A 20,883-nucleotide genomic window follows, 5' to 3' on the forward strand; every position below is an offset into this window, starting at 1 on the left:
TGTGGAGAAAAACTAAATTAACAGGTCAAATAACACACTAAAGCGCACTATGTTTAGCACTATTAATAACAGTACAAATAGCAACCAAAAACGCTTGAGCATTTTTGCCCAAGCGTTTGTTTTTCTATGGCTTTGTTCAACTAAAGCACCCGTTAGTTCAACTTCGATTGTATTGTTTCTACTATAAAATATCCTCTGGAACCCATGTAGCTAAATCATCTCCTGGACAAGCCACTACTGAAAAACTTTCATCTACACTTGTGTTATTGTGAACTTCTACTTGCCAACTTTCAAATTTGTCATGACGTCCGTTAATGAATAGAACTTCCCCAGAATCAAGAATTAAGTAGAGATGGGGCGTTTCTTCTCCTAATTTAATATCTACAATCTTCTTCAAACGTAGTTCACACAGTTTTTTTGCAGATTCAATCCAATTAAGATTAGGTATCTCATCGGGCTGTGGAGCATTTTTAGGCATTGATTGAAATATATCAAATTCGCTTTCAATATTTATTGATATTTGTCCATCTATTCTCTGTCCGTTGTTTTCATTTTCAGAAAGAAGAATTCTTAACCCATAGAATATTAACCCTTCAATTTGTGCCCCTTTGCATAAATAGTTTAACGTTTTCAAAGCTATATCCCTATTCTCTTTGTCCAATGAACTCACTCCAAAATGAACAGTTTTATTTCACATTTATTTCAACAAGTATTTATACCCAATCGTAATCTCATTCCCTTGTTTCACATACGCCACCCGTTACTTTAATAGTGTAATATCCTTTATTTCTTTATCAACACGTATTGCTTATCTTCTAAAAAGAATGTTTCGCAAAGATGATTTATGTCTTTTAACTTTAAATGTTTTCCAAATTGTAACGTACTAAGGTTGATAACTACATCTTTGCTTTCTTCTTTCTCTTTTTCCTCATGCCCATCCCAACAAGAGTATATTTCAATGAAATCCTCTTCTAATAAATGTTCATCAATATAATTAAAAAGTGTTTTGATTGATTTACGTTGACCTGATGTATTGTTTGCGTGCAAGTATCCTTGCACCTCATATACAAAAGGCGTGGTGAATTTATTTCTTATTGATTTATATCCGATATCTAAGTCAAAAACATCAATTCCACTTGCATCTTCTTCTGTTTCGTAGACCTTTATAAGGTTAGAACCGTTATTCTTCTTCAAATGTTTATCTAAACTTACTCCTTTTAGTTCCACTTCTGAAAGAGGTTTATAAGTTGGATTCCTCCCAAAACTACCAATAGGAAGTTCTATATTGGACCCAATGAAATGGTGTAAAGTCATTTATATATCTCCCTTTTTGTAACCTTATTTAACTAACTCTTGTTACACATAACTGCTTCTTTAACTGCTGCTGGATAGAATGTTCTTTCCAAAAAAAACACCTTTTCTCACTTTTATTGTAGCATAGCCTTCTTGCACTATTCTGCCCGTTAGTTTAAGTACGTTCTTTCACAAACTCTATATTCAGTTTAACATAAAATAACAATTATCCTCTTGTTCTTAAAAAAACAGCATCGCAAATAACATACAAATTCGCATAGGAAAAAATACATTGACAACAGCTATTGACATTATGCTGTTTGGGGTGTGATTTTGTATGCTAATTCAAGCGTTAATACCTCAATAATCGTTGATATATAGGGAAAATCGAGTAGGAGGAGGTAGTTAACCTCCGACCTCTCACACCACCGTACGTACGGTTCCGTATACGGCGGTTCAATTTTATATTAGGCATGTAATTTCATATAGTGTTGTACACCGGAGATTAGCCCGAACCGGGCTAATCTTTTATTTGTTATAGTAGTAGTTAGAATCCACGAATAAGCGATGCGGACTGTACCCTTACTCGTATAGCTATTCATGTAGGCATTATATTTGCTCATACCCAGTTTAATCAGATTCTTTCTTCGGTTCTTTGGTGTTTTCCATTTCGTCCAAATACACATTCTTAGACGCATTCTTGTGTGGGAGTCGATTCGTTTAAGAACATTCTTCATGTAACCTATCTTAAAATAATTAACCCACCCTCTTATGAGCTGGTTAATTCGTTCGACTTGATACTTCGTATCAACACTCCATTTTCTCTTGGTTAGACGTTTAAGTTTATATTTGAATGATTGAATCGATTTCTCATGTGGTTTTGCTTTGTATTCTTTAGTTTGGTAGTCTTTAAAGAAGCCAAAGCCAAGAAATTTTATCTCTGGGTTATTGGGTTTGGTCACTTTTGATTTAGTTGTATTGACAATAAGACCAAGCTTTTCTTCAATGAACTTTGATACCGATCGCATAACACGATTTGCGGACATCTCACTTTTGACCATGATGATACAGTCATCAGCGTATCTCACGAAGCGAAGTCCACGATTTTCAAGCTCTTGGTCTAGCTCGTTCAACATGATGTTACTTAATAAAGGAGATAAGTTACCACCTTGCGGTGTACCTATGATTGTCTCTTTATATCCTTCATCCAGTTGTACCCCGCTTACTAGGAACTTTCGGATGAGTGAGATGACATCTCCATCTTTCACAGTTCGCGATATAAGGTTCATTAAACGGTCATGATTGACCGTGTCAAAGAATCGCTCTAAGTCTATATCTACAACCCACTCGTAACCATCGTTCATAAACTCAAGTGCCTGACGTATAGCCATTTCAGCGTTACGCCCAGGTCTAAATCCATAGCTATTTGGATGAAATTGTCGGTTAAATATGGGTGTTAAAACCTGAGCTATAGCCTGTTGAATAACCCTGTCTACTACAGTCGGGATTCCTAAGAGACGTACTCCACCGTTATCTTTAGGGATTTCGACTCTTTTTACTGGAGATGGTCGATATTCTCTTTGTCTAATTTGGCGGATAATATCTTTTGTGTTTTCTAGCATGTACAAAGGAAGTTCTCCTGTTGTCATACCATCTACACCTGCGGCACCTTTATTTTTGATGACTTGTTTTTGTGCCCGTTCGAGGTTATCCCTTCTTAATATACTGTCTAACAGTTTCTTATCGTACATGCCTGTTACTTCCTTTCTTTCTCGTGAAGTCGGTATCCACTTTAACGCGATGTGCCAGTGGTCTATTTCCTCTTCCAATACAGAATTCTGTAACGATAAAATTGTTCAGCCCTTCACTATCCCTAACTTTCGTTAGGTGTCTTTGCTACTATGGCTTCGGCTGACTTCTCATCACCCAGACTTATATCGCTATAAGCTTTTGAGACAGATGATGAGACCTCCCCGGTTAAGGTGTGAATTCTTTTACTCCATCTATCTGCCATATTTACATCGTATGAAAATAGTAGCTATTGGACTTCGACTTCTTTAGCAGTCTTATCCTCATACGCTGCCTCTTATATGGTTTCTGTTCGTCAGACCAGAGGTTTGCCTAAGGCTTCCTTCAGATTCCACGTCACCGTGGACACCCTTGCCCTTGACTATGTGCTTACCGCTACCAGGTCACACTCGGGACTTTCACCCGTTAGAATTCACCCATGCCGGGCAAACTAAAAAAAGCGAGCATTTACGCTCGCTTTTAATCAAGTATTCGATTGTTTTCATCTACATCCGCTACTTCATTCATTTTTCTTTGACTCGTGGATGATTCAAAGCCTATACCGTCACAAACTGTGCACGTGTATTGCCAATTTTCATCATCCATTAACAAGCCATCACCGTCACATGCTCGACATCTAAATTCACGATCGCTCATTTCTTGCCCTTCTTTCTACTGAAGATACCGGAAGTCATTTAGGCCATTTTGCTTTGACGTTTCTTGACCCAGTTAATGACTCCTCCTTCTAGTAGAATGTCCATATGGCGTTCAGTTAATGCATGAGACACAGGAATTGTTAAGTCTTTTCCTTTCACTTTTACATTAAAATCTTTCTGTTTACGAATCGTTTCGCGAACATTCTCAAATTGAAGGATGTCTCCTTCTTCAAGCTTATCGTAGTCCTCTTCATTTTTGAAAGTAACCGGTAAGATTCCGAAGTTAATTAAGTTCTGTAAATGAATTCGTGCAAAGTCTTTCACCAATGCGGCTTGAAGTCCTAAGAATCTTGGTGCTAATGCAGCGTGTTCACGACTGGAACCTTGACCGTAGTTAAATCCGCCAACAATCGCATGGCCGCCTTGATCTTTAATTTCCATCGCACGATCATAATATGATTCATCAACAATCTCAAATGAGAACGTAGCAATTTGTTGTAAGTTACTACGATATGGCAACACTCTTGAACCACCTGCTAAAATCTCATCTGTTGAAATGTTGTCTCCCATTTTCAATAAAATTGGTACTTCAAATTCATCTTTGATCGGTTCAATCTCTGGAATGGAACTGATATTTGGTCCTTTTTCCAGCTCAACAGGATCTTGTTTACTCTCAGATGGTGCTTCAAGTAAGCTTTGTTCTTGTTTTAAATTTTTATTTTCTGGCTCATCGATTTGCGGATAATCCATATCCAATGTTCTTGGATCGGTTATTTTACCCGTTAGCGCAGAAGCTGCCGCTGTTTCTGGACTAACAAGGAACACACTGTCCTCTTTTGTACCAGAGCGTCCTGGGAAGTTACGTGGTGTCGTACGCAAGCTGTTTCTTCCTGTTGCTGGTGCCTGCCCCATTCCGATACAGCCGTTACATCCCGCTTGGTGCAGACGTCCACCAGCAGAAAGCAAACTTGCAATATGTCCGTTATCAACGAGGTTCGTCAGCATTTGTCTAGAAGACGGGTTGATGTCAAAAGACAGGCCTTCAGCGACAGACTTACCTTTAACAATCTCTGCAGCCATCGCAAAATCACGATAGCCTGGGTTTGCAGAAGACCCGATGTAAGCCTGATAAATAGGCTCTCCTTCTACCTCCGTGACCGGAACGACATTGCCAGGACTTGATGGTAAAGCGATAAGAGGTTCAAGTTCTGATAAATTGATCTCTTCATCAATATCATAAGTAGCATCTTCATCGGCCACTAGTTCTTGCCATTCATCTTCTCGGCCTTGTGTTTTCATAAAACGTTTTACCTCTTCATCTGATGGAAATACAGTGGTCGTCGCACCGAGCTCGGCACCCATATTGGCGATGACGTGACGATCCATGGCTGATAGATTTTTTAAGCCAGGACCATAATACTCAATCACCTTGCCGACACCACCTTTTACATCATGACGACGTAGCATTTCTAAGATGACGTCTTTAGCACTGACCCAATCCGGTAATTCCCCTGTTAAGCGAACACCCCATACTTGAGGCATGTTAATGTAATACGGTTCACCGGCAATCGCCATTGCCACATCAATTCCGCCAGCGCCCATCGCTAGCATTCCCATACAACCATTTGCACAAGTGTGACTGTCAGAGCCAAGCATCGTTCTACCCGGACGACTTAACCGCTGCATGTGGACCGGGTGACTTACCCCATTTCCTGGACGACTATAATATAGTCCGAATCGGTTTGCCGCACTTCTTAAAAATAAATGGTCGTCAGGATTTCGGTAGTCATCTTGAATTAAGTTATGATCGACATACTGCGCGGAAGCTTCCGTTTTTGCTTGATCAAGACCCATTGCTTCCAATTCAAGCATTACCATCGTTCCCGTCGCATCTTGAGTTAACGTTTGGTCAATCTTTAACCCAATCTCTTTTCCGGGAACCATTTCACCTGAAGTCAGATGGTCTTGAATCAATTTTTGTGTAACATTTAGTCCCAATGTCATACTCCTTTCTATTCAACAGATTATTATGCCTAATCTATACTATGTCTATGTGTAAATTTACCCTTTTTGCCAGTTCAATAAACAAGACACCAATCAACACCTCCAACCTACTAGTGGAAAATCCCTATTTTTCAGAAATTTATTTACGAACATACGTTCTTGTACTATACTGAAAAATAACACGGAGGTGGATTCGATGGAATACGGTATCTTTCTAGTCATTATTGCTTTTAGTTCATTCATCGTCGCTTTATTATCCCTCATTGTGCAAATAATTATTGCGATTACGAAGAAAAAATAAAACCCAGACGAACAAGTAAACATTCGTCTGGGTAGCTTATTATTGAATTGCCCATTCTACTGCTTTTTTCACATGTACAGCTGTCGTATCAATCAACGGTAACTGAAAATCATCTCTTTTAATAAGCAGTCCAATTTCCGTACAACCGAGCACAATTGCTTCGGCACCATTTTGTTTTAGCTCTTGCATGACTTCTATAAAGTAATCCTTAGAGGAATTATGCAGTTCGCCATGAACCAATTCCTCAAAAATAATTCGATTAATCTCATCAATCTGGGGGTTCGATGGTAAAACCGGATCAATGTTCCGTTCTTTAAGTCGATTTTTGAAAAAATCAAGCTTCAACGTATACTTTGTGCCTAGTAAGCCGACTCGAGAGACATCCATATTATCTGCTTCCTCCGCAACTGCATCAACGATATGGAGAAATGGAACGGAAATTTTATCTTCAATCTGCTCGGCTACTTTGTGCATCGTATTGGTCGCCAGCAATATACCCTCTGCCCCAGCCTTCTCTAAACTCAGCGCCTCTTTGCTCAGAATCTCGCCTGCTTTTCCCCACTCACCCTGTGCTTGTAATTGTTCAATTTCTTGAAAGTTCACACTCGATATTAAACAGTCGGCTGAATGTAATCCGCCAAAATGTTGATTCACCATTTGATTCATCAATTGGTAATAAGTAACGGTCGACTCCCAACTCATTCCGCCAAGAATGCCGATTTTTTTCATGAAATGCCACCCTTCTATATGGAATTTCGTGTCGTATTCATTCATTTCCCGGGAAATATTGTCGCCTAAAGCTTGAGATCTGTCGAATTAACCAACTGAATTCCTGATTTGCGTAACTCTGTCCAACCTCGCTCAGACATCTCTTCAAACCCTGGAATACAGCTCATTCCATCAGTCAAAACATATATTTGTTTTAAAAACGCATGATCTTCATGGTAATGATCAACGATTTGTTTTACTGATTCATAAACACAGTGCGATTCAGCTTGTCCCGCAACAATAATCTTGTCGAATTCCCTTAAATAACTTAATAATGATTCATCCTTCTCACTACCTACTTCAGGCTGAACAATCCCGTACATTTCACTGAACCCTTTTCCTTTAACGACTTTTTTAATCGGGTTATCGTGAACGAATGAATGGAAGTGAATCAGCTTTGCAAACTGGCTCTCCAGCATTACACCCGTTGTTCCTTCGATACAATGGTACGGCCATATACATAGCTGCTTTTGTCCATTTTCCTCTAATGCTTTTACATAAGCTAAACTATCTTCTTTATGTTTAACAGGCTGCCATTTACCGGATTCCACATCTTCCACTGAAATAATTGTCATCGGGTCTGGATGGTTACCTTCTTGATCAACCCACCAAGCCGCATGGAAAATTTGTTGGATGAAATGCGTATCCAATGAAACTGCTATGTGTGAAATTTTATCAAAGTGGTCATATAAAAATTGGAGTGTTCTTTCTAGATCTTTAAATGAACCTGGTACTCCAAGCGCACCACCCTCCAAAAAGTCATTTTGAAGATCAACGCCCAAGAAAAGTATTTTCTCATCCGATTTTGATACCTGTTCCGTTGCCGCAAGCTTCGCTAATTCATTAAGATCAACTGGCTCATTCTCGCCAAAACGTTTGATATCAACAATCTCTTCGAATTTCGTTTTCATTGTTCCAACTCCCTATGAATAATCTATTTCTATTATACACAAGAAGAATTCGCTTTTAATTTAATTTAATCTTTTTGGAATATTCAGTATTTTTGTGTTGTTTTATTTTTTATTAGTGAAAATATCCATCAATAAAATTAGTTTATCTCAACACGTCTATCAGGCGATTAAAGATGCCATTATCACCTTGGAACTAGAACCCGGACAAAAATTCGGGCTGTTGAACTGGCGAATAGCTTTGAAGTTAGCCGAACCCCAATACGGGAGGCACTTAAGCAATTAGAATTGGAAGGTCTAGTAAAAATAAGACCAGCTTCTCACACTCGGGTCAGTGAGATCGACGAACAGAGGTGAAAGAATCATTCGTCGTTAATTTAAATAAGCGACTTGCCTAACAAGTCGCTTAAAATTGTTTTTTTCACTTCCTCAACGTCTCACCCCTACTCAACAACAACATAACGATTAACCCAATCCCAATCACCATAAAAATCGTAGCGGATGAGAATGCAATAAATAATTGTCCCGTCGCCAGCCCACTTGTAACACCAACGAAAACCGCAAATAAGATAACCGATATGGATATTCCATATAATCCTGCCCTCACTTTTGACATTGCATAACGCTTTCTGGTTTCTCTAGCCAAAATTCCATAAACAAGTAGTCCACTTCCGAGAACTACAAAGATGGAAGTTCCCGACTTTGCTACAGGTTCTAAATCCATAAAAATCATACTGATTGTCATCATAACACCAAATAAGATCAACATAATTCCCAACACTATAAATCCTGTTGAAATTCTATTCGTCATTGAAGAGTAGATTCGATTCCTTGTTTCTTGCTGCCCATATACCCGCATATCTTCAACGAGCCCGTTCAGATCTCCAATCGAAACTTTTGCTTCTCGGAAGGCTACTGTTTCATCCATTCCCTGTTCCTTATAATCTTTAATACGTTCTTGCATATTCACCCGAAGCTCTTGTTTTAAGTCAAACAGCTGCTGACTCTTTCCTACATCTTTAAACACTTGATCTAAATAATGATCAATTTTTCTATTCAGATTCATGACCGATTCCTCCTTTGATAAGCTGTTCCAAAATCACTTTCGCATTTTCCCATTCTTCTTTATTTTGTTCGTATGTTTGTTTTCCTTGTTCAGTTATTCTGTAATACTTTCTTCGTCCTCCCTGGGATTCATCGCCCCAATACGATTCGATTTCTCCATCTTTCAACAATCGTCTGAATGCGGTATAGAGAGTTGCTTCCTTTAATTCATATTTCCCATCGCTTAGCACAATGATTTTTTTATAAATATCATATCCATAGCTGTCACCTTGGCTGAGGATATTTAAAATAATCGTGTTTGTATGCCCACGAATTAAGTCAGTAGATATGCCTGCCACATGAATCGCTCCTTTCTGTACTCATGTATAGTGTATGACAAATTACTTTGTGTGTCAAAGTAATATTTGAGAAATAGTATTATTTATATGTAAAAAATAAAAAAATCCGCTTGACCTGTGTTTTGGCCAAACGGATCCGTTAAAATCATTTCGTTATTGATTTTTCTCAACTTCATTCGAAAATAATAGATGGATGAACAGAGCTAAGCCTACGATGAAGAACAAGGCGAAGCTTACCATTCCTGCCAACCAGTTGGACGTATAGTACCCAACTGTGATGGTAACGAAAACGGCAAATAGCATGGCTCCCACGGCACACGCATATAGTGCGACTCTTTGATGTGTCATGTTTTTATCGACTCTTATTTTTCTAGCGAGTAAGGAATAGGTGAATAGCATTCCTCCAAGTACAGCATAGAAAAACATTGCTGGAGCAGCCGTTGTATAAATGCCGAATAATGAAATGTTCATTGACATTACGATGCCGAGAAGTAAAAAGCCAATTCCAGCTACCATACCTGCAATTGATAGCTTATTAGTCATGGAAGGATATACGTGTTGTTCTGTTGATGTTCCATCCAATATATTTTTATTTTCGCAGCGATCTGAAAATCCTTGGAGATTTTTCGTATTGACAATAGCTTCTTCAAAGGCATCCTGGTCGCTCACGCCAGATTGCTCAAGCTCACGCATACTTTCTGAAAGCTTCATGCTTATTTCTTCTTTTTTCTCCTTTACTCGTTCCGTTTCATTTGCATCGGCATACAGTTCATCTACATAATCGTCGATTTCTCTTCGATAGCTCATTTATAATACCTCCCATGTTGCAAATCACTTTGATTTTGTTCTTGGGTTCGGCTTACTGTTTATTTTCCCGGTACAGAGATGTTTAAACACGTTAGAGAGCATGAAGATGAGAATTGAAGCGACCGCAAATTTAAAAAGTGGATCGCGTCGAAAGCGATCCACCTAACTTATATTTTTCTACTTTCTAAAAAGAGGATAGCTTGCTCAGTTGATTCAACGAGTTCTTGATTTCCTTTGCTACTTCGGATGGTCAGTGCATCTTGAAAGGCTTCCATAGCCTCTTCATATCGGCCCATTTCCATCAAGCATTTTCCTTTATGTTGAAAGGCAAAGTCGATATACGCACTTTCGTTTTCATAAGCAGCGTGAAGAGCTTGCTCAAATAACGCCAGTGCTTTTTTGTGCTTGTTAGCGTATTTTAGGGATTCTCCGAGTCGTATCGTTGCGATAATTTCCTTCGAAAGATCTTTATCTTCCTTAGCGATCTCTAAGCTCACGTTTAAGTAACCAATGGAGCGGTTCAGTTTACCGATTACACGATATAGGTTCCCCATTGTTCCGGCCAAGAAAAATCGTTCATTAGAGTCATCTGCGTTAATGAATAAGTGTTCCGCTTCATCAATCAATGCCTGTATCTTTTTCTTGTCTCTCGCTTTTTCTCGTAAATAATCATTCTCGTCAAAATAGACTAACCGCGGCACCCATTTTAATTTTTCTCTAAAACGAGTATTTTTCATATGTATCTAGTTTCCCCTTTTCTCTCATTCGATGATACTAGTATAACGAAATGAATCAAAACGTCCATAGATTGGTTTTCTATAGACGTTTTTATAATTTTTATTTTGTTGTTTTCACTAACAGATCATTTAGTTTAAATAAATCCACGTTACCTCCAGAGAGGACATTCACGACCGTTTTTCCTTTAATGTCTACATCACTATTTAATGCGGCTGTCAGTGAAACGGCTGCTGACGGTTCAATCACTTGTTTCATACGTTCATAAACGAAGCTCATTGCAAATCGTACATCATCTTCTTTGACGACGATGAGGTCATCAATATACTTTTGTAAAATCGGAAATGTTAAATCGCCAGGTTGATCGGTTCGAAGACCATCAGCAATCGTGTTCGCGGGGTTTCCGGCGGTCATAATTTTCCCTTCTTGTAAAGATACCGCGGTGTCATTCGCAAGCTTCGGCTCAACACCGTAAACTTTAATGTCCGGATTAATTTCTTTAATGGCCGTCAAAATTCCTGCGACCAATCCCCCTCCACCGACTGGAACAAAAACGACATCTACATCTTGCACCTGCTCGGTAATCTCTAAGCCGACTGTTCCTTGGCCTGCGACGATATCCGGGTGGTCATAAGGTGGAACGAAGACACCATCATTATCTTTTGCGATTTCTTTTGCTTTTGGAATGCGGTCGGCAGATGTTGTTCCTGCAAACTCTACTTTCCCATTATAATTTCGAATTGCATTTACTTTACTTTCTGTAGCATCTGTTGGAACGACGATTGTGGCAGGAATGCCTAACTGATTTGCAATATAGGCAACGGCTTGACCATGGTTACCTGATGAGGCAGCGGTAATGTATTTAGCACCCTCTTTTTCAGCATTGATCACCCGATTGGTTGCTCCGCGAATTTTAAAAGACCCTGTTTTTTGCAAATGCTCTGATTTAAAAAGCATATTGGCTCCTGTCATTTCTGATAACTGTGAGGAACGAAGAATACGCGTTTTGTGAATCGTTTCAGCAATTTGCTCCCTAGCTCTTAAAATATCCTCTAACGAGACCATATCATTTCCTCCTTTTAATTCAGCGAACTCACGACCGTACGATTGCATTATCTTGTTAGTTATTTTCCCGATATACAGTTCGTTTAACCGATTTTTTATCTGCTAAGTAAAGTCAGCTTCGATCAGTCGTTCTCATTTTGGTTATCGTTCCATATTTGCTGTCGGAATATCCGTTTCAAGTTTTCCAGTCAGTGTTGAATCTTGAAAATCAATTCCTGTTAACCATTTTTGAAAATCAAAAATTTCAGGTTGTTGGTTGCCACCTAGCGATATCCATGCTTTTAACTCTCGAGGTTGGTAGAGTGACGTATGAATCGTTCCAGACCAGCTTTTATAATTATCCGAAAAAATTCCTTTATCCTTCGCATCAAACGTTTCAAATGCTTTTTCAGGTGTAAGCATGGACGGCTTCAGTTTATTAATTTTTTCAAGGCGTGCTTGTGATTCTTTTATATGGTGTCGATTCTCTTTTTCTTGTGTGACGAAATGGTTGGTACACTCACTTGCTTGCCGTACGGTCACGTCTCTTGGACTCGCTTCAATAATATAATGCGTGCCCGTTTGATCGAGTAAAATATAACTAAAGGCATTTCGGTGTGGTATTTCTTTTAGAAGCTGAACCGCTTGATCGACATTTTCACATAGCTCTAAAATCATTCGTGAAATCATATAGCAAACGAACCCATCTTTTGTTTTCTTGCGATGGGTAAAGTTGTAACCAATCGCCAAACCGTGCTCATTCATGCCATCCATTCGACCTGTCACCCGGGAACTCGGTCCGATTACCGCATGACCACTATCCGTCGGTTGATACACCATATAACGTCCATCATAGGTTGCCGGTTGAAAATCATAGTTTCTGACTAAAAATTCATCTTGAACAAATACCGAGCAGCCGCTTCTTTCCGGCTCCATACGGTACCCGCCGAAGTCGCGCAAGACATTCTCAAGTGGCTGTTTAGATCCGTCAGCAATCCCTTCAAATTCATCCCAAATCTTTGGAGCAAAATGCATAATAGCCGACTTTGCTTCCGGGATATCTATGTGAAATCTTGGTCGTTTTAATTTCCAATATTTATGACGTGTTTTCAATATCGGTGAATTTTTTAACTCTTCACCTTGTCGGTAACCTAGTTCATAATGAGTTCCTCGAAATTGTTTTATATCGCTTTGAATCGTAATCATTATTTATCACCTACCGGAAGTATATCATGAATGAGTGATATACGTTTTTATATAAATTTAATTTTCTGAAATTGTTTAAATCTAAAAAGGCTGGGAATAACTTCACTATGTAAAGCAAATTTTTTTAAGGAGGAATAAACGTGTCTCATCAAGAAAATCAACAATTAATTCAAACGTTACATGAATGTATCGCCGCATGTAATCATTGTTTTGATGCTTGTCTGCAAGAGGATAACGTGAAGATGATGGCTGATTGTATTAAATTGGACCGTGAATGTGCAGATATGTGTGCATTTTTCGAACAAGCTCTTATGAAAAATACAAAGTATAAAAAAGAAATAGCTCAGCTTTGCGCTCAAGTTTGTGAAGATTGTGCTGCTGAATGTGAAAAACACGAACATGATCACTGTAAAGAATGTGCAGAGGCTTGCCGTAAATGTGCGGAAGCTTGTAAGCAAGTTGCTTAATGGCGTAATCATCAATTCAAATCCCTAGTCACAAAAAATTGACTAGGGATTTTTTGATTGAAAAATTAAGTCCGGCTACTGGACCGTCTATAATGGTGTTGGACGTGTGCTCGATGACATAATCAAATTCGAAACTCCTCATAAACGTATCGAAGCGCTTTCTCGATGACATAACCAGATTCCAAACTGCTCTTAAACGTATCGAGGCACGTTCTCAATGACATAACCAGATTCGAAACCGCTCATAAACGTGTCGAGGCGCGTTCTCGATGACATAACCAGATTCCAAACTCTTCATAAACGTATCGAGACCCGTTCTCAATGACAAAATCAGATTCGAAACCACTCATAATTGTTTCGAGACAAGCTCTCGATGACAAAGTCAAACCTGGAATCGTTCATAATCGTTTTGAGACGTATTCTCAACAACTAAACTGGATCCGTGCCCGTCGGTAAAGGCGTCGAGACAAGAATCTTCTCTTTCTTTTCACAAAAAAATGTTGTTATAATTGAGAACAATTTTCAATTACCCCTTGATTTCTAAAAAAGTTAGTTGTATATTTAATTCATCGACAATGATAATCATTATCATTTATATTGCTTTAAAGTGGAGAGACGCAATTCTTTTTATATTAAAACCCTAGGGTAATTACGAAGTGAAAGTTTGATTAGCAATGAAAATTAGATATTTAGTAATCGCTTTAGTTGTATTCTCAATAAGCTCTATTTTCATCGGAGTTTCAAGTATTGGTTTAACCGATATTTTTCATTTAAATGAATTTCAACAACAAATATTGTTGCACAGCCGCCTCCCTCGTTTGATCAGTATCATCATTGCGGGGGCAAGCATGGCGATATGTGGGTTAATTATGCAGCAGTTAAGCCGAAACAAATTTGTCTCTCCAACAACAGCTGGAACGATGGATTCTGCTAGATTAGGTATTCTCGTATCCATGCTAGTTTTCTCAGCGGCGAATCCGCTTTTCAGAGCAGGAAGCGCCTTTCTATTTGCTTTACTCGGCACGTTTCTGTTTATGAAGATACTCGATAAGATTAAATTTAAGGATGCAATTTTCATTCCATTAGTCGGAATTATGTTCGGAAATATTATCGGTTCCATCACGATGTTTTTTGCTTATAAAAACGATATGATCCAAACAATCACCGCTTGGCTACAAGGTGACTTTTCGATGGTTTTATCAGGAAGCTATGAATTGTTGTACATAAGTATTCCAGCATTGTTCATCGCTTACCTTTATGCGAATAAGTTCACCATTGCCGGGATGGGTGAGGATTTCTCAACTAACCTTGGGATGAATCACAAACGCGTCGTTAATGTCGGGTTGATTATTGTTGCCATAGCTACCTCTGTCGTTGTTTTGACAGTCGGTGTCATTCCTTTTCTTGGATTGATTATTCCGAATATCGTCTCCATTTATCAAGGAGATAACTTACGCAGCAATCTACCACATACCGCTTTACTTGGCGCTGTGTTTGTCTTGTTTTGTGACATCTTAGGCAGAGTGTTGATCTACCCTTATGAAATTCCAATCGGATTGACGGTCGGTGTGATTGGTAGCGGCGTATTCATTTACCTTTTATTACGGAGAAAAAATTATGCGTAATCCAACCAAATTAATCATCTTATCCGTCTTGGCAGTCACACTAATTTTAGTTTTCCTATTCACCGACCTAGGAAGTAACTGGGATTATATTTTGCCAAAACGTACGATGAAAATCATTTCGATTGTTTTAACAGGAAGTGCCATTGCCTTTTCAACGGTGATCTTTCAAACAATCACGAATAACCGGATTCTAACACCAAGTATTATCGGGTTGGATTCACTATATCTATTGATTCAAACATTTATTATCTTTTTATTCGGATCGACGAATTTAACTCTGATGAACCAACATGTAAATTTCTTTATCTCTATTGTATTAATGATTTTATTCTCTTTGGGACTCTATCATTTCTTGTTTAAACGTGAAGGTAACATTTACTTCTTGTTATTGATCGGATTAATCTTCGGGACATTTTTCTCAAGTTTATCTGATTTCATGCAAGTGTTAATTGATCCGAATGAGTTTCAAATTATTCAAGATGCAATGTTTGCGAGCTTTAACAACGTCAATACTGAACTGTTTTATGTTGCTTTTTTCCTTATGGGGCTAGCGACATTATACTTTTTGAAATTTGAAAAGTACTTAGACGTTCTTTCACTTGGAAAAGATACAGCCATTAATTTAGGTGTTGATTATGACAAGGTTGTTCAACGACTGTTCATCATCATTGCAATCTTGATTTCTGTTGCTACTGTGCTCGTTGGTCCAATTACTTTCTTAGGATTATTGGTCGCAAACGTAGCATATGAGTTTTTGAAAACGTATCGACATCGCGTACTCATATTTGGCGCTATTTTAATCAGCATTATTGCTTTAGTGGCTGGCCAACTGATCGTTGAACGTGTTTTCACCTTCTCAACGACGATTAGTGTCATTATCAACTTCATTGGTGGAGTGTACTTCATCTACCTTCTGTTAAAGGAGAGTCGAGCATGATTAAAGTAAAGAACTTATCAAAAAAATATAACGACAAAGCCGTTGTGAACAATGTTTCCGTCAATATTAAAAAAGGAAAAATCACATCCTTCATTGGTCCAAACGGCGCAGGAAAAAGTACGTTACTCTCAGCCGTCAGTCGACTAATCAAACATGATGTCGGCGAAGTCATGATCGACAAGAAAGAGATCAACAGCTGGAAAAGTAACGAGCTTTCCAAAAAAGTTGCGATCTTGAAACAATCGAACAACTTGAATGTTCGTCTGACAATCCGAGAGCTCGTATCTTTTGGCCGCTTCCCCTACTCTCAAGGTAATCTCACACAAGAGGACTGGGCAAAAGTTGATGAAGCATTGTCATTTATGGAGCTTCACGATATCGAAAATCAATTTTTGGATGAGCTTAGTGGTGGACAGCGGCAACGTGCATTTATTGCTATGGTCATTGCTCAAGATACGGAATACATTTTGCTCGATGAACCGTTAAACAACTTGGATATGAAGCATTCTGTCCAAATTATGAAAGTGTTACGGCGACTCGTTGATGAATTAGGAAAAACGGTTATTCTCGTTATTCATGACATCAACTTTGCTTCCTTTTATTCAGACTATGTCGTTGCTTTGAAAAACGGAGAAATTATACGCCAAGGGCCAACAAATGAAATCATTGAACAAGGAACATTGAAAGAAATTTATGATATGGACATTCCGATTAAACAAATCGATAAATGTAGAGTATGTGTTTATTTTGCTTAAACTAATTTAAATCAAAGGATGGTTACAGATGAAAAAGTTTCTATTTATTTTATTGATTGGATTAATGACTTTCGCGCTAGCTGCTTGCGGTTCGGAAGATGCACAAGGTGATTCGAATGATGAGAAAGAAACCATTACAATTGACCACAAACTAGAAGAAGGCGTTGAAGTTGAAAAGAATCCAGAAAAGGTCGTTGTATTTGATTTCGGTATGCTTGACTCAATGAAAGCGTTAGATCTTCCTGTTGCAGGGGTACCAAAAGATTCTCTCCCAACTTATTTAGAGGAATATAAATCTGATGACTACGAACATGTTGGTGGCTTAAAGGAGCCTGACTTTGAAGCGATTCATGCAATGGACCCTGATTTGATTATTATCTCTGGTCGCCAAATGGATGCATATGAAGATTTCAGTGAAATTGCTCCAACAATCTATGTAGAATTAGATACAGATAACTATATGGAATCATTTGAACATAATGTTGGTTTGCTTGGTAAAATCTTCAACAAAGAGGACGAGGTACAAGAGGAAATTGATCAAGTGAATGAACAGCTTACAGAACTACAAGAAAAAGCTGAAAACACCGTGAAAAACGGACTTGTTCTTTTATCAAATGGCGGTAAAGTGAGCGCTTTTGGACCTGGTTCCCGTTTCGGTATGGTTCATGAAGTATTCGGTGTGAAGCCAGCCGATGAAAACATCGAAGTGGCTCAACACGGACAGAACGTTTCATTTGAATACATTGTCGATCTTGACCCTGACTACTTATTTGTCATCGACCGTGATGCTGTTGTCAATGATCAACCAATGGCTCAAGAAACGATTGAAAACAAGTTAATGGAAAATACGACAGCTTATCAAGAAGACCAGATTGTTTACTTAGATCCGAACTACTGGTATTTATCTGGCGGCGGTATCATTTCAGTATCCGAAATGATTAGTGCTGTTAGTGACGCGATTGAATAAATCGCTACCGAAAAGGTTTCAATCATCACTTATTGATGGGTGAAACCTTTTTTTGCTTTTAGTAATTAGTGACGAGAAAAAAAGTCAGTCTCAACTCATGCTTTATTACTAGCATTGTTAGAGACTGACCCTGTGATTGATTATACGTATTTATGTTTTTGTAAGTACCGCCTATTCACTCTGTGACTTTCCTTGTAATTGATTATAATATTGCACACTTGTCATTGCACCTTCACTTACCATTTCGGCATCTTCTACATCTGACGGTTTGCCCCAACTTTTCACATCGGTTTTGCTGAACTTGTTTAATCCTTTATTAATCTGTTTCTTTAACTTCTGACGGTTTTCTTTTTTCGATAAGTATGTCGCTCCAACAGCAACCCCCGCCACGCCAAGCGCTTTTGAAAGTTTTCCCATTGATATCACTTTCCCCTCATAGAAATATTGAACCAATGAACATGAAATATTGACAAAATTCTATTATTTATTATCTCATATCGGCAATCATAATTAAACTTAAACCACCTCGTGCGTTTTTTACAACGTTTAAACAACGATAAAAATCCCAATGTCACGGACACTGGGATTAACTTTAACATTAGTCGTCTAATTCATAACCTAATTTAATTTCTTCTTTATTATCGTACTTGACCTCCAATTCGAATTCTTGAATGTCATTTTCGCTAATTTCTAATTGTTCAAGTACACTTGTCTTTATTTCATCAAAGCTTTGTTCAGAAGAAATATTGACTTTTTCAAGCATTTTTTCAATTTCTTCGTGGGCACCTTCCGTTACATCACCGTTTGGCTGTTCGATCACAGCTTTACCGCTTCGTTCATAATCATATTCCCATTCATCATTGTTGTTTTGAGTGACCGAGAGATTAAAATCAAGGATTTCACCATTTCCTGGTCCCTTCGATTTTTGGTGTTCAATACTGTACTGAGGACCTTGTTTATACGTTGTTTCCAAATCATAATCCGATAAGTTGGCTAGGTCGATATTGAGACGACTTAACGTCGCTTCCATCATTTCGTTTAATGGTTTGTCCGGGTCAATATGTGCGAATGGACGTAATTCTTCCAAATCTGTTTTTGCCTGTTCACCAGTAATATCTTGTGAATTTCCATTTCCTATTTCAATCTTATACTCATCATCTTGTGAATCATAAGAGTAGTCGAACTCTTCTTCGTTAATTAAATCAATTTGCAACTCATATTCGACAATATCACTCTCTGATTGTTGCGCTGAAACACTACCATTTGCCCCATCATCATTATTTTGTCCTGTCGTTGATTCTTCTGTTTCGGCGTCTTCAGTACTTTCATTCCCATTTTCGGTATTTTCCGTTTGAGCATCAGCAGATTCTCCTGAGGAATCGTCTGACTTCTGTCCATCGTTAGATCCACACGCGACTAATAAGCTTGTAATTAAAATCGTCATTAGAGCAAAATATATTTTTTTCATTGATGTTCAGCCCCTTTCTTTCTGTTCTTATTTTCCCGCTTAATGTCTTGTTTAATCTTGGAAAAAGATAAAAGTAATACAAAATTAAATTTCCAGTTAAATTCGATTCTTAAATAAAAAAACGAAGAGATTATCGTAACCTCTTCGTCTATTATTTGTTTTAATGAGATATAAATACTAAAAGACTTCCAATAGTAAAAAAACAACAAAAATACAAACTGTAAATACTGTGCCACTGATATATTTTCTCGAAGCGTCTAATCCTTTTTTCTTAAAAAATATTCCCATAATAAATGTGTATATTGCCCCTGCGATTATTGAGGCTAGAAGTGATTTTAATACCATAATTTATTTCTCCTATTTAATATTTTTTTACAGCTATGAACGTTTCCAATTGTGTTTCGGCACTTAATTGCCATCTAATTTTCCTAAAAATACTTTAATGGATTCTTTCAATTCATCTGCAAGAGGTAAATTCGGTTGATTATACGTCTTCAGATTTTCGCTTCGTTCCTCAGGAGCTGATTTCAATACATGATTCATACCTTCAATAATCTTTAGTTCCGAATTGTGCGCTTTTGAATGAAGCATCTTGGCATCCTCTACAGACACTTGAAGGTCAGTCGTTCCGTTGATAATCAATACTGGAATATTCAACTGGCTGATTTCAGTCGTCGGGTTGTAGTCCATCCAAGAGATTAAAAATGGTTGGACACTTTTACGAAAAGTGCTTTGAAGTGGCTGGCTGACATCATCGACTTGATGACCGTTCTCAAGCTGTTCAATGATTTGTTTAGCTTCTGCTAGCAGTTCGCCATCAAGCTGAGCAGAGAGTTGTTCTTGTAGCACTTGATTGAGTGGTCTTCCAGCACCAGCTAATGAAACCAAAGCATCGACTTCCACTTGTTGAGCAGCTGTCATTCCGACCAATGAACCTTGGCTGTGACCGATGACAATGAGACGCTCAAAGCGGTCATCTGCTCGTAATTTTTCCAACCAAAAGACCGCGTCATCAATGAAATCGTCGAAAAAAAGATCCTCTTCATTAATAATTGCCTCTTGATTGAGTCCAGCACCCCGTTTATCGTAACGTAAGCTCGCAATATTCTCTTCCCGAAGCAATTCCGCAAGCATTTTTAAACTGTTGTTCGTTCCTGCAACTGAATTGCCATTTCGATCGGTTGGACCTGAGCCTGGAATGATTAATGCTACAGTATCCGTCTCTTCCTCGGGAAGCATTAATTCACCGGATAATTTCCCTTGATTTGTTTCAACGGTTACCGTTTCACTCGTAGTGTCTTCGACTGATGAATCGTTATCGTCTGATCGTTCTAAATAAAATGGAAACGTCGCACCTTGCTGATGAAATTCACCTTCAATCAATTCCTCGTTAACTTCCTTTGACTTGAATCGAATAACCTGTCCTGGAATGTTCATATCAAAAGAGAGTTCATCGTCTTGATAATCCAAATTGGACAAATTGAAATCTTGAATATTTTGCGCGGGAATATTGATCGTTCCTGTTAATTTTTCGTCCTTGGCAAAAGTAATCTCAATCGGTAGTGGAGCATTCGGTGTTTCAATTGCTCCGTACCAATTTCCTGTAATTTCTGGCATTTCGTTTGAAGATTCATTGTTTGAACAACCGACGCATACAGTGAGCAATAGCGCTAAGAAAATATATTTATTCATGTTATGTACTCCTTTCACTAGTTATACGAAGGAAAGAATCATTGCGTTTCAAATAATAA

The 20,883-nt window shown here is 38.3% G+C and carries 23 protein-coding genes; 7 read left to right on the forward strand and 16 right to left on the reverse strand.

Annotated features, from left to right (window positions below):
• Positions 1–181 precede the first annotated feature (181 nt).
• The 5 genes from FPQ13_RS05975 to FPQ13_RS05990 form a co-directional block, all read right to left on the reverse strand.
• Positions 182–661 (reverse strand): hypothetical protein, encoded by a 480-nt coding sequence (locus tag FPQ13_RS05975; protein ID WP_144088419.1) that lies wholly within the window; start codon positions 659–661, stop codon positions 182–184.
• A gap of 122 nt (positions 662–783) precedes the next feature.
• A complete protein-coding gene (locus FPQ13_RS05980) occupies positions 784–1,314 on the reverse strand; it encodes a hypothetical protein (protein WP_144088420.1) in 531 nt (176 codons plus the stop codon).
• A gap of 446 nt (positions 1,315–1,760) precedes the next feature.
• Positions 1,761–3,044 carry a group II intron reverse transcriptase/maturase gene (gene ltrA / locus FPQ13_RS05985; protein WP_144088421.1) on the reverse strand — a complete coding sequence of 428 codons (1,284 nt, stop codon included), beginning with the start codon at positions 3,042–3,044 and terminating at the stop codon, positions 1,761–1,763.
• Positions 3,045–3,561: 517 nt separating this feature from the next.
• On the reverse strand, positions 3,562–3,738 hold the full coding sequence (locus FPQ13_RS13420; RefSeq protein ID WP_186279566.1) for a hypothetical protein: 177 nt from the start codon (positions 3,736–3,738) through the stop codon (positions 3,562–3,564).
• A gap of 38 nt (positions 3,739–3,776) precedes the next feature.
• Positions 3,777–5,735: an aconitate hydratase gene (locus FPQ13_RS05990; RefSeq protein ID WP_144088422.1), complete on the reverse strand. Its 1,959-nt coding sequence runs from the start codon at positions 5,733–5,735 to the stop codon at positions 3,777–3,779.
• 202 nt (positions 5,736–5,937) lie between these two features.
• On the opposite strand from FPQ13_RS05990, the gene FPQ13_RS13625 reads away from it, so the two are divergent.
• Positions 5,938–6,042 (forward strand): putative holin-like toxin, encoded by a 105-nt coding sequence (locus tag FPQ13_RS13625; protein ID WP_222103059.1) that lies wholly within the window; start codon positions 5,938–5,940, stop codon positions 6,040–6,042.
• A gap of 39 nt (positions 6,043–6,081) precedes the next feature.
• Here the strand turns inward: FPQ13_RS13625 and FPQ13_RS05995 are convergent, their stop codons facing one another.
• A complete protein-coding gene (locus FPQ13_RS05995) occupies positions 6,082–6,771 on the reverse strand; it encodes an aspartate/glutamate racemase family protein (RefSeq protein WP_144088423.1) in 690 nt (229 codons plus the stop codon).
• Between the two features lie 65 nt (positions 6,772–6,836).
• The gene (locus FPQ13_RS06000) at positions 6,837–7,721 is read right to left on the reverse strand and encodes a cysteine hydrolase family protein (protein ID WP_144088424.1); all 885 of its coding nucleotides are present in this window, start codon (positions 7,719–7,721) and stop codon (positions 6,837–6,839) included.
• A gap of 210 nt (positions 7,722–7,931) precedes the next feature.
• Between FPQ13_RS06000 and FPQ13_RS13980 the strand changes: the two genes are divergently transcribed.
• The gene (locus FPQ13_RS13980; RefSeq protein ID WP_144088447.1) at positions 7,932–8,075 is read left to right on the forward strand and encodes a GntR family transcriptional regulator; all 144 of its coding nucleotides are present in this window, start codon (positions 7,932–7,934) and stop codon (positions 8,073–8,075) included.
• Between the two features lie 64 nt (positions 8,076–8,139).
• On the opposite strand, the gene FPQ13_RS06010 is transcribed toward FPQ13_RS13980, so the two are convergent.
• The 6 genes from FPQ13_RS06010 to FPQ13_RS06035 form a co-directional block, all read right to left on the reverse strand.
• Entirely contained in the window at positions 8,140–8,784 is a 645-nt protein-coding gene (locus tag FPQ13_RS06010; protein WP_144088425.1) for a permease prefix domain 1-containing protein, read from the reverse strand.
• Positions 8,771–9,121 carry a PadR family transcriptional regulator gene (locus tag FPQ13_RS06015; protein WP_144088426.1) on the reverse strand — a complete coding sequence of 117 codons (351 nt, stop codon included), beginning with the start codon at positions 9,119–9,121 and terminating at the stop codon, positions 8,771–8,773. The genes FPQ13_RS06010 and FPQ13_RS06015 overlap by 14 nt, the downstream gene beginning before the upstream one ends.
• Positions 9,122–9,274: 153 nt before the next feature.
• A complete protein-coding gene (locus FPQ13_RS06020; RefSeq protein WP_144088427.1) occupies positions 9,275–9,928 on the reverse strand; it encodes a YoaK family protein in 654 nt (217 codons plus the stop codon).
• A gap of 167 nt (positions 9,929–10,095) precedes the next feature.
• The gene (locus FPQ13_RS06025) at positions 10,096–10,665 is read right to left on the reverse strand and encodes a tetratricopeptide repeat protein (protein ID WP_144088428.1); all 570 of its coding nucleotides are present in this window, start codon (positions 10,663–10,665) and stop codon (positions 10,096–10,098) included.
• A 100-nt stretch (positions 10,666–10,765) separates the two neighbouring features.
• Positions 10,766–11,728, reverse strand: a complete 963-nt coding sequence (locus FPQ13_RS06030) for a threonine/serine dehydratase family protein (protein WP_144088429.1) — start codon at positions 11,726–11,728, stop codon at positions 10,766–10,768.
• Positions 11,729–11,869: 141 nt separating this feature from the next.
• Positions 11,870–12,913: a C45 family autoproteolytic acyltransferase/hydrolase gene (locus tag FPQ13_RS06035; RefSeq protein WP_144088430.1), complete on the reverse strand. Its 1,044-nt coding sequence runs from the start codon at positions 12,911–12,913 to the stop codon at positions 11,870–11,872.
• Positions 12,914–13,053: 140 nt separating this feature from the next.
• Between FPQ13_RS06035 and FPQ13_RS06040 the strand changes: the two genes are divergently transcribed.
• The 5 genes from FPQ13_RS06040 (at position 13,054) to FPQ13_RS06060 (ending at position 17,664) form a co-directional block, all read left to right on the forward strand.
• Positions 13,054–13,380 carry a four-helix bundle copper-binding protein gene (locus FPQ13_RS06040; protein ID WP_144088431.1) on the forward strand — a complete coding sequence of 109 codons (327 nt, stop codon included), beginning with the start codon at positions 13,054–13,056 and terminating at the stop codon, positions 13,378–13,380.
• 674 nt (positions 13,381–14,054) lie between these two features.
• Positions 14,055–15,005 (forward strand): ABC transporter permease, encoded by a 951-nt coding sequence (locus FPQ13_RS06045; protein WP_144088432.1) that lies wholly within the window; start codon positions 14,055–14,057, stop codon positions 15,003–15,005.
• A complete protein-coding gene (locus tag FPQ13_RS06050; protein WP_144088433.1) occupies positions 14,998–15,942 on the forward strand; it encodes an iron chelate uptake ABC transporter family permease subunit in 945 nt (314 codons plus the stop codon). Before FPQ13_RS06045 ends, FPQ13_RS06050 begins: the two co-directional genes overlap by 8 nt.
• Positions 15,939–16,697 (forward strand): iron ABC transporter ATP-binding protein, encoded by a 759-nt coding sequence (locus FPQ13_RS06055; RefSeq protein ID WP_144088434.1) that lies wholly within the window; start codon positions 15,939–15,941, stop codon positions 16,695–16,697. The genes FPQ13_RS06050 and FPQ13_RS06055 overlap by 4 nt, the downstream gene beginning before the upstream one ends.
• Positions 16,698–16,725: 28 nt before the next feature.
• On the forward strand, positions 16,726–17,664 hold the full coding sequence (locus tag FPQ13_RS06060) for a siderophore ABC transporter substrate-binding protein (RefSeq protein WP_144088435.1): 939 nt from the start codon (positions 16,726–16,728) through the stop codon (positions 17,662–17,664).
• Between the two features lie 171 nt (positions 17,665–17,835).
• Here the strand turns inward: FPQ13_RS06060 and FPQ13_RS06065 are convergent, their stop codons facing one another.
• The 3 genes from FPQ13_RS06065 to FPQ13_RS13720 all read right to left on the reverse strand — a co-directional run bounded on the left by FPQ13_RS06065 (position 17,836) and on the right by FPQ13_RS13720 (position 20,824).
• Positions 17,836–18,081 carry a hypothetical protein gene (locus FPQ13_RS06065; protein ID WP_144088436.1) on the reverse strand — a complete coding sequence of 82 codons (246 nt, stop codon included), beginning with the start codon at positions 18,079–18,081 and terminating at the stop codon, positions 17,836–17,838.
• 181 nt (positions 18,082–18,262) lie between these two features.
• Positions 18,263–19,132 (reverse strand): YusW family protein, encoded by an 870-nt coding sequence (locus FPQ13_RS06070; RefSeq protein ID WP_144088437.1) that lies wholly within the window; start codon positions 19,130–19,132, stop codon positions 18,263–18,265.
• 408 nt (positions 19,133–19,540) lie between these two features.
• The gene (locus FPQ13_RS13720; protein ID WP_246065383.1) at positions 19,541–20,824 is read right to left on the reverse strand and encodes an alpha/beta hydrolase; all 1,284 of its coding nucleotides are present in this window, start codon (positions 20,822–20,824) and stop codon (positions 19,541–19,543) included.
• Positions 20,825–20,883 lie beyond the last annotated feature (59 nt).

It is taken from the genome of Allobacillus salarius (genome assembly GCF_007559425.1).
GTDB classification, from domain to species: domain Bacteria; phylum Bacillota; class Bacilli; order Bacillales; family Alkalibacillaceae; genus Allobacillus; species Allobacillus salarius.

Bases quoted from the DNA above. Each gene is read 5' to 3' on its own strand.
- FPQ13_RS13720 (WP_246065383.1), bottom strand. From the start codon at position 20,824: ATGAATAAATATATTTTCTTAGCGCTATTGCTCACTGTATGCGTCGGT.
- FPQ13_RS05980 (WP_144088420.1), bottom strand. From the start codon at position 1,314: ATGACTTTACACCATTTCATTGGGTCCAATATAGAACTTCCTATTGGT.
- FPQ13_RS06020 (WP_144088427.1), bottom strand. From the start codon at position 9,928: ATGAGCTATCGAAGAGAAATCGACGATTATGTAGATGAACTGTATGCC.
- FPQ13_RS06030 (WP_144088429.1), bottom strand. From the start codon at position 11,728: ATGGTCTCGTTAGAGGATATTTTAAGAGCTAGGGAGCAAATTGCTGAA.
- ltrA (WP_144088421.1), bottom strand. From the start codon at position 3,044: ATGTACGATAAGAAACTGTTAGACAGTATATTAAGAAGGGATAACCTC.
- FPQ13_RS05995 (WP_144088423.1), bottom strand. From the start codon at position 6,771: ATGAAAAAAATCGGCATTCTTGGCGGAATGAGTTGGGAGTCGACCGTT.
- FPQ13_RS06010 (WP_144088425.1), bottom strand. From the start codon at position 8,784: ATGAATCTGAATAGAAAAATTGATCATTATTTAGATCAAGTGTTTAAA.
- FPQ13_RS06055 (WP_144088434.1), top strand. From the start codon at position 15,939: ATGATTAAAGTAAAGAACTTATCAAAAAAATATAACGACAAAGCCGTT.
- FPQ13_RS06000 (WP_144088424.1), bottom strand. From the start codon at position 7,721: ATGAAAACGAAATTCGAAGAGATTGTTGATATCAAACGTTTTGGCGAG.
- FPQ13_RS06025 (WP_144088428.1), bottom strand. From the start codon at position 10,665: ATGAAAAATACTCGTTTTAGAGAAAAATTAAAATGGGTGCCGCGGTTA.
- FPQ13_RS06035 (WP_144088430.1), bottom strand. From the start codon at position 12,913: ATGATTACGATTCAAAGCGATATAAAACAATTTCGAGGAACTCATTAT.
- FPQ13_RS13420 (WP_186279566.1), bottom strand. From the start codon at position 3,738: ATGAGCGATCGTGAATTTAGATGTCGAGCATGTGACGGTGATGGCTTG.
- FPQ13_RS06045 (WP_144088432.1), top strand. From the start codon at position 14,055: ATGAAAATTAGATATTTAGTAATCGCTTTAGTTGTATTCTCAATAAGC.
- FPQ13_RS13625 (WP_222103059.1), top strand. From the start codon at position 5,938: ATGGAATACGGTATCTTTCTAGTCATTATTGCTTTTAGTTCATTCATC.
- FPQ13_RS06070 (WP_144088437.1), bottom strand. From the start codon at position 19,132: ATGAAAAAAATATATTTTGCTCTAATGACGATTTTAATTACAAGCTTA.
- FPQ13_RS06065 (WP_144088436.1), bottom strand. From the start codon at position 18,081: ATGGGAAAACTTTCAAAAGCGCTTGGCGTGGCGGGGGTTGCTGTTGGA.
- FPQ13_RS06060 (WP_144088435.1), top strand. From the start codon at position 16,726: ATGAAAAAGTTTCTATTTATTTTATTGATTGGATTAATGACTTTCGCG.
- FPQ13_RS06050 (WP_144088433.1), top strand. From the start codon at position 14,998: ATGCGTAATCCAACCAAATTAATCATCTTATCCGTCTTGGCAGTCACA.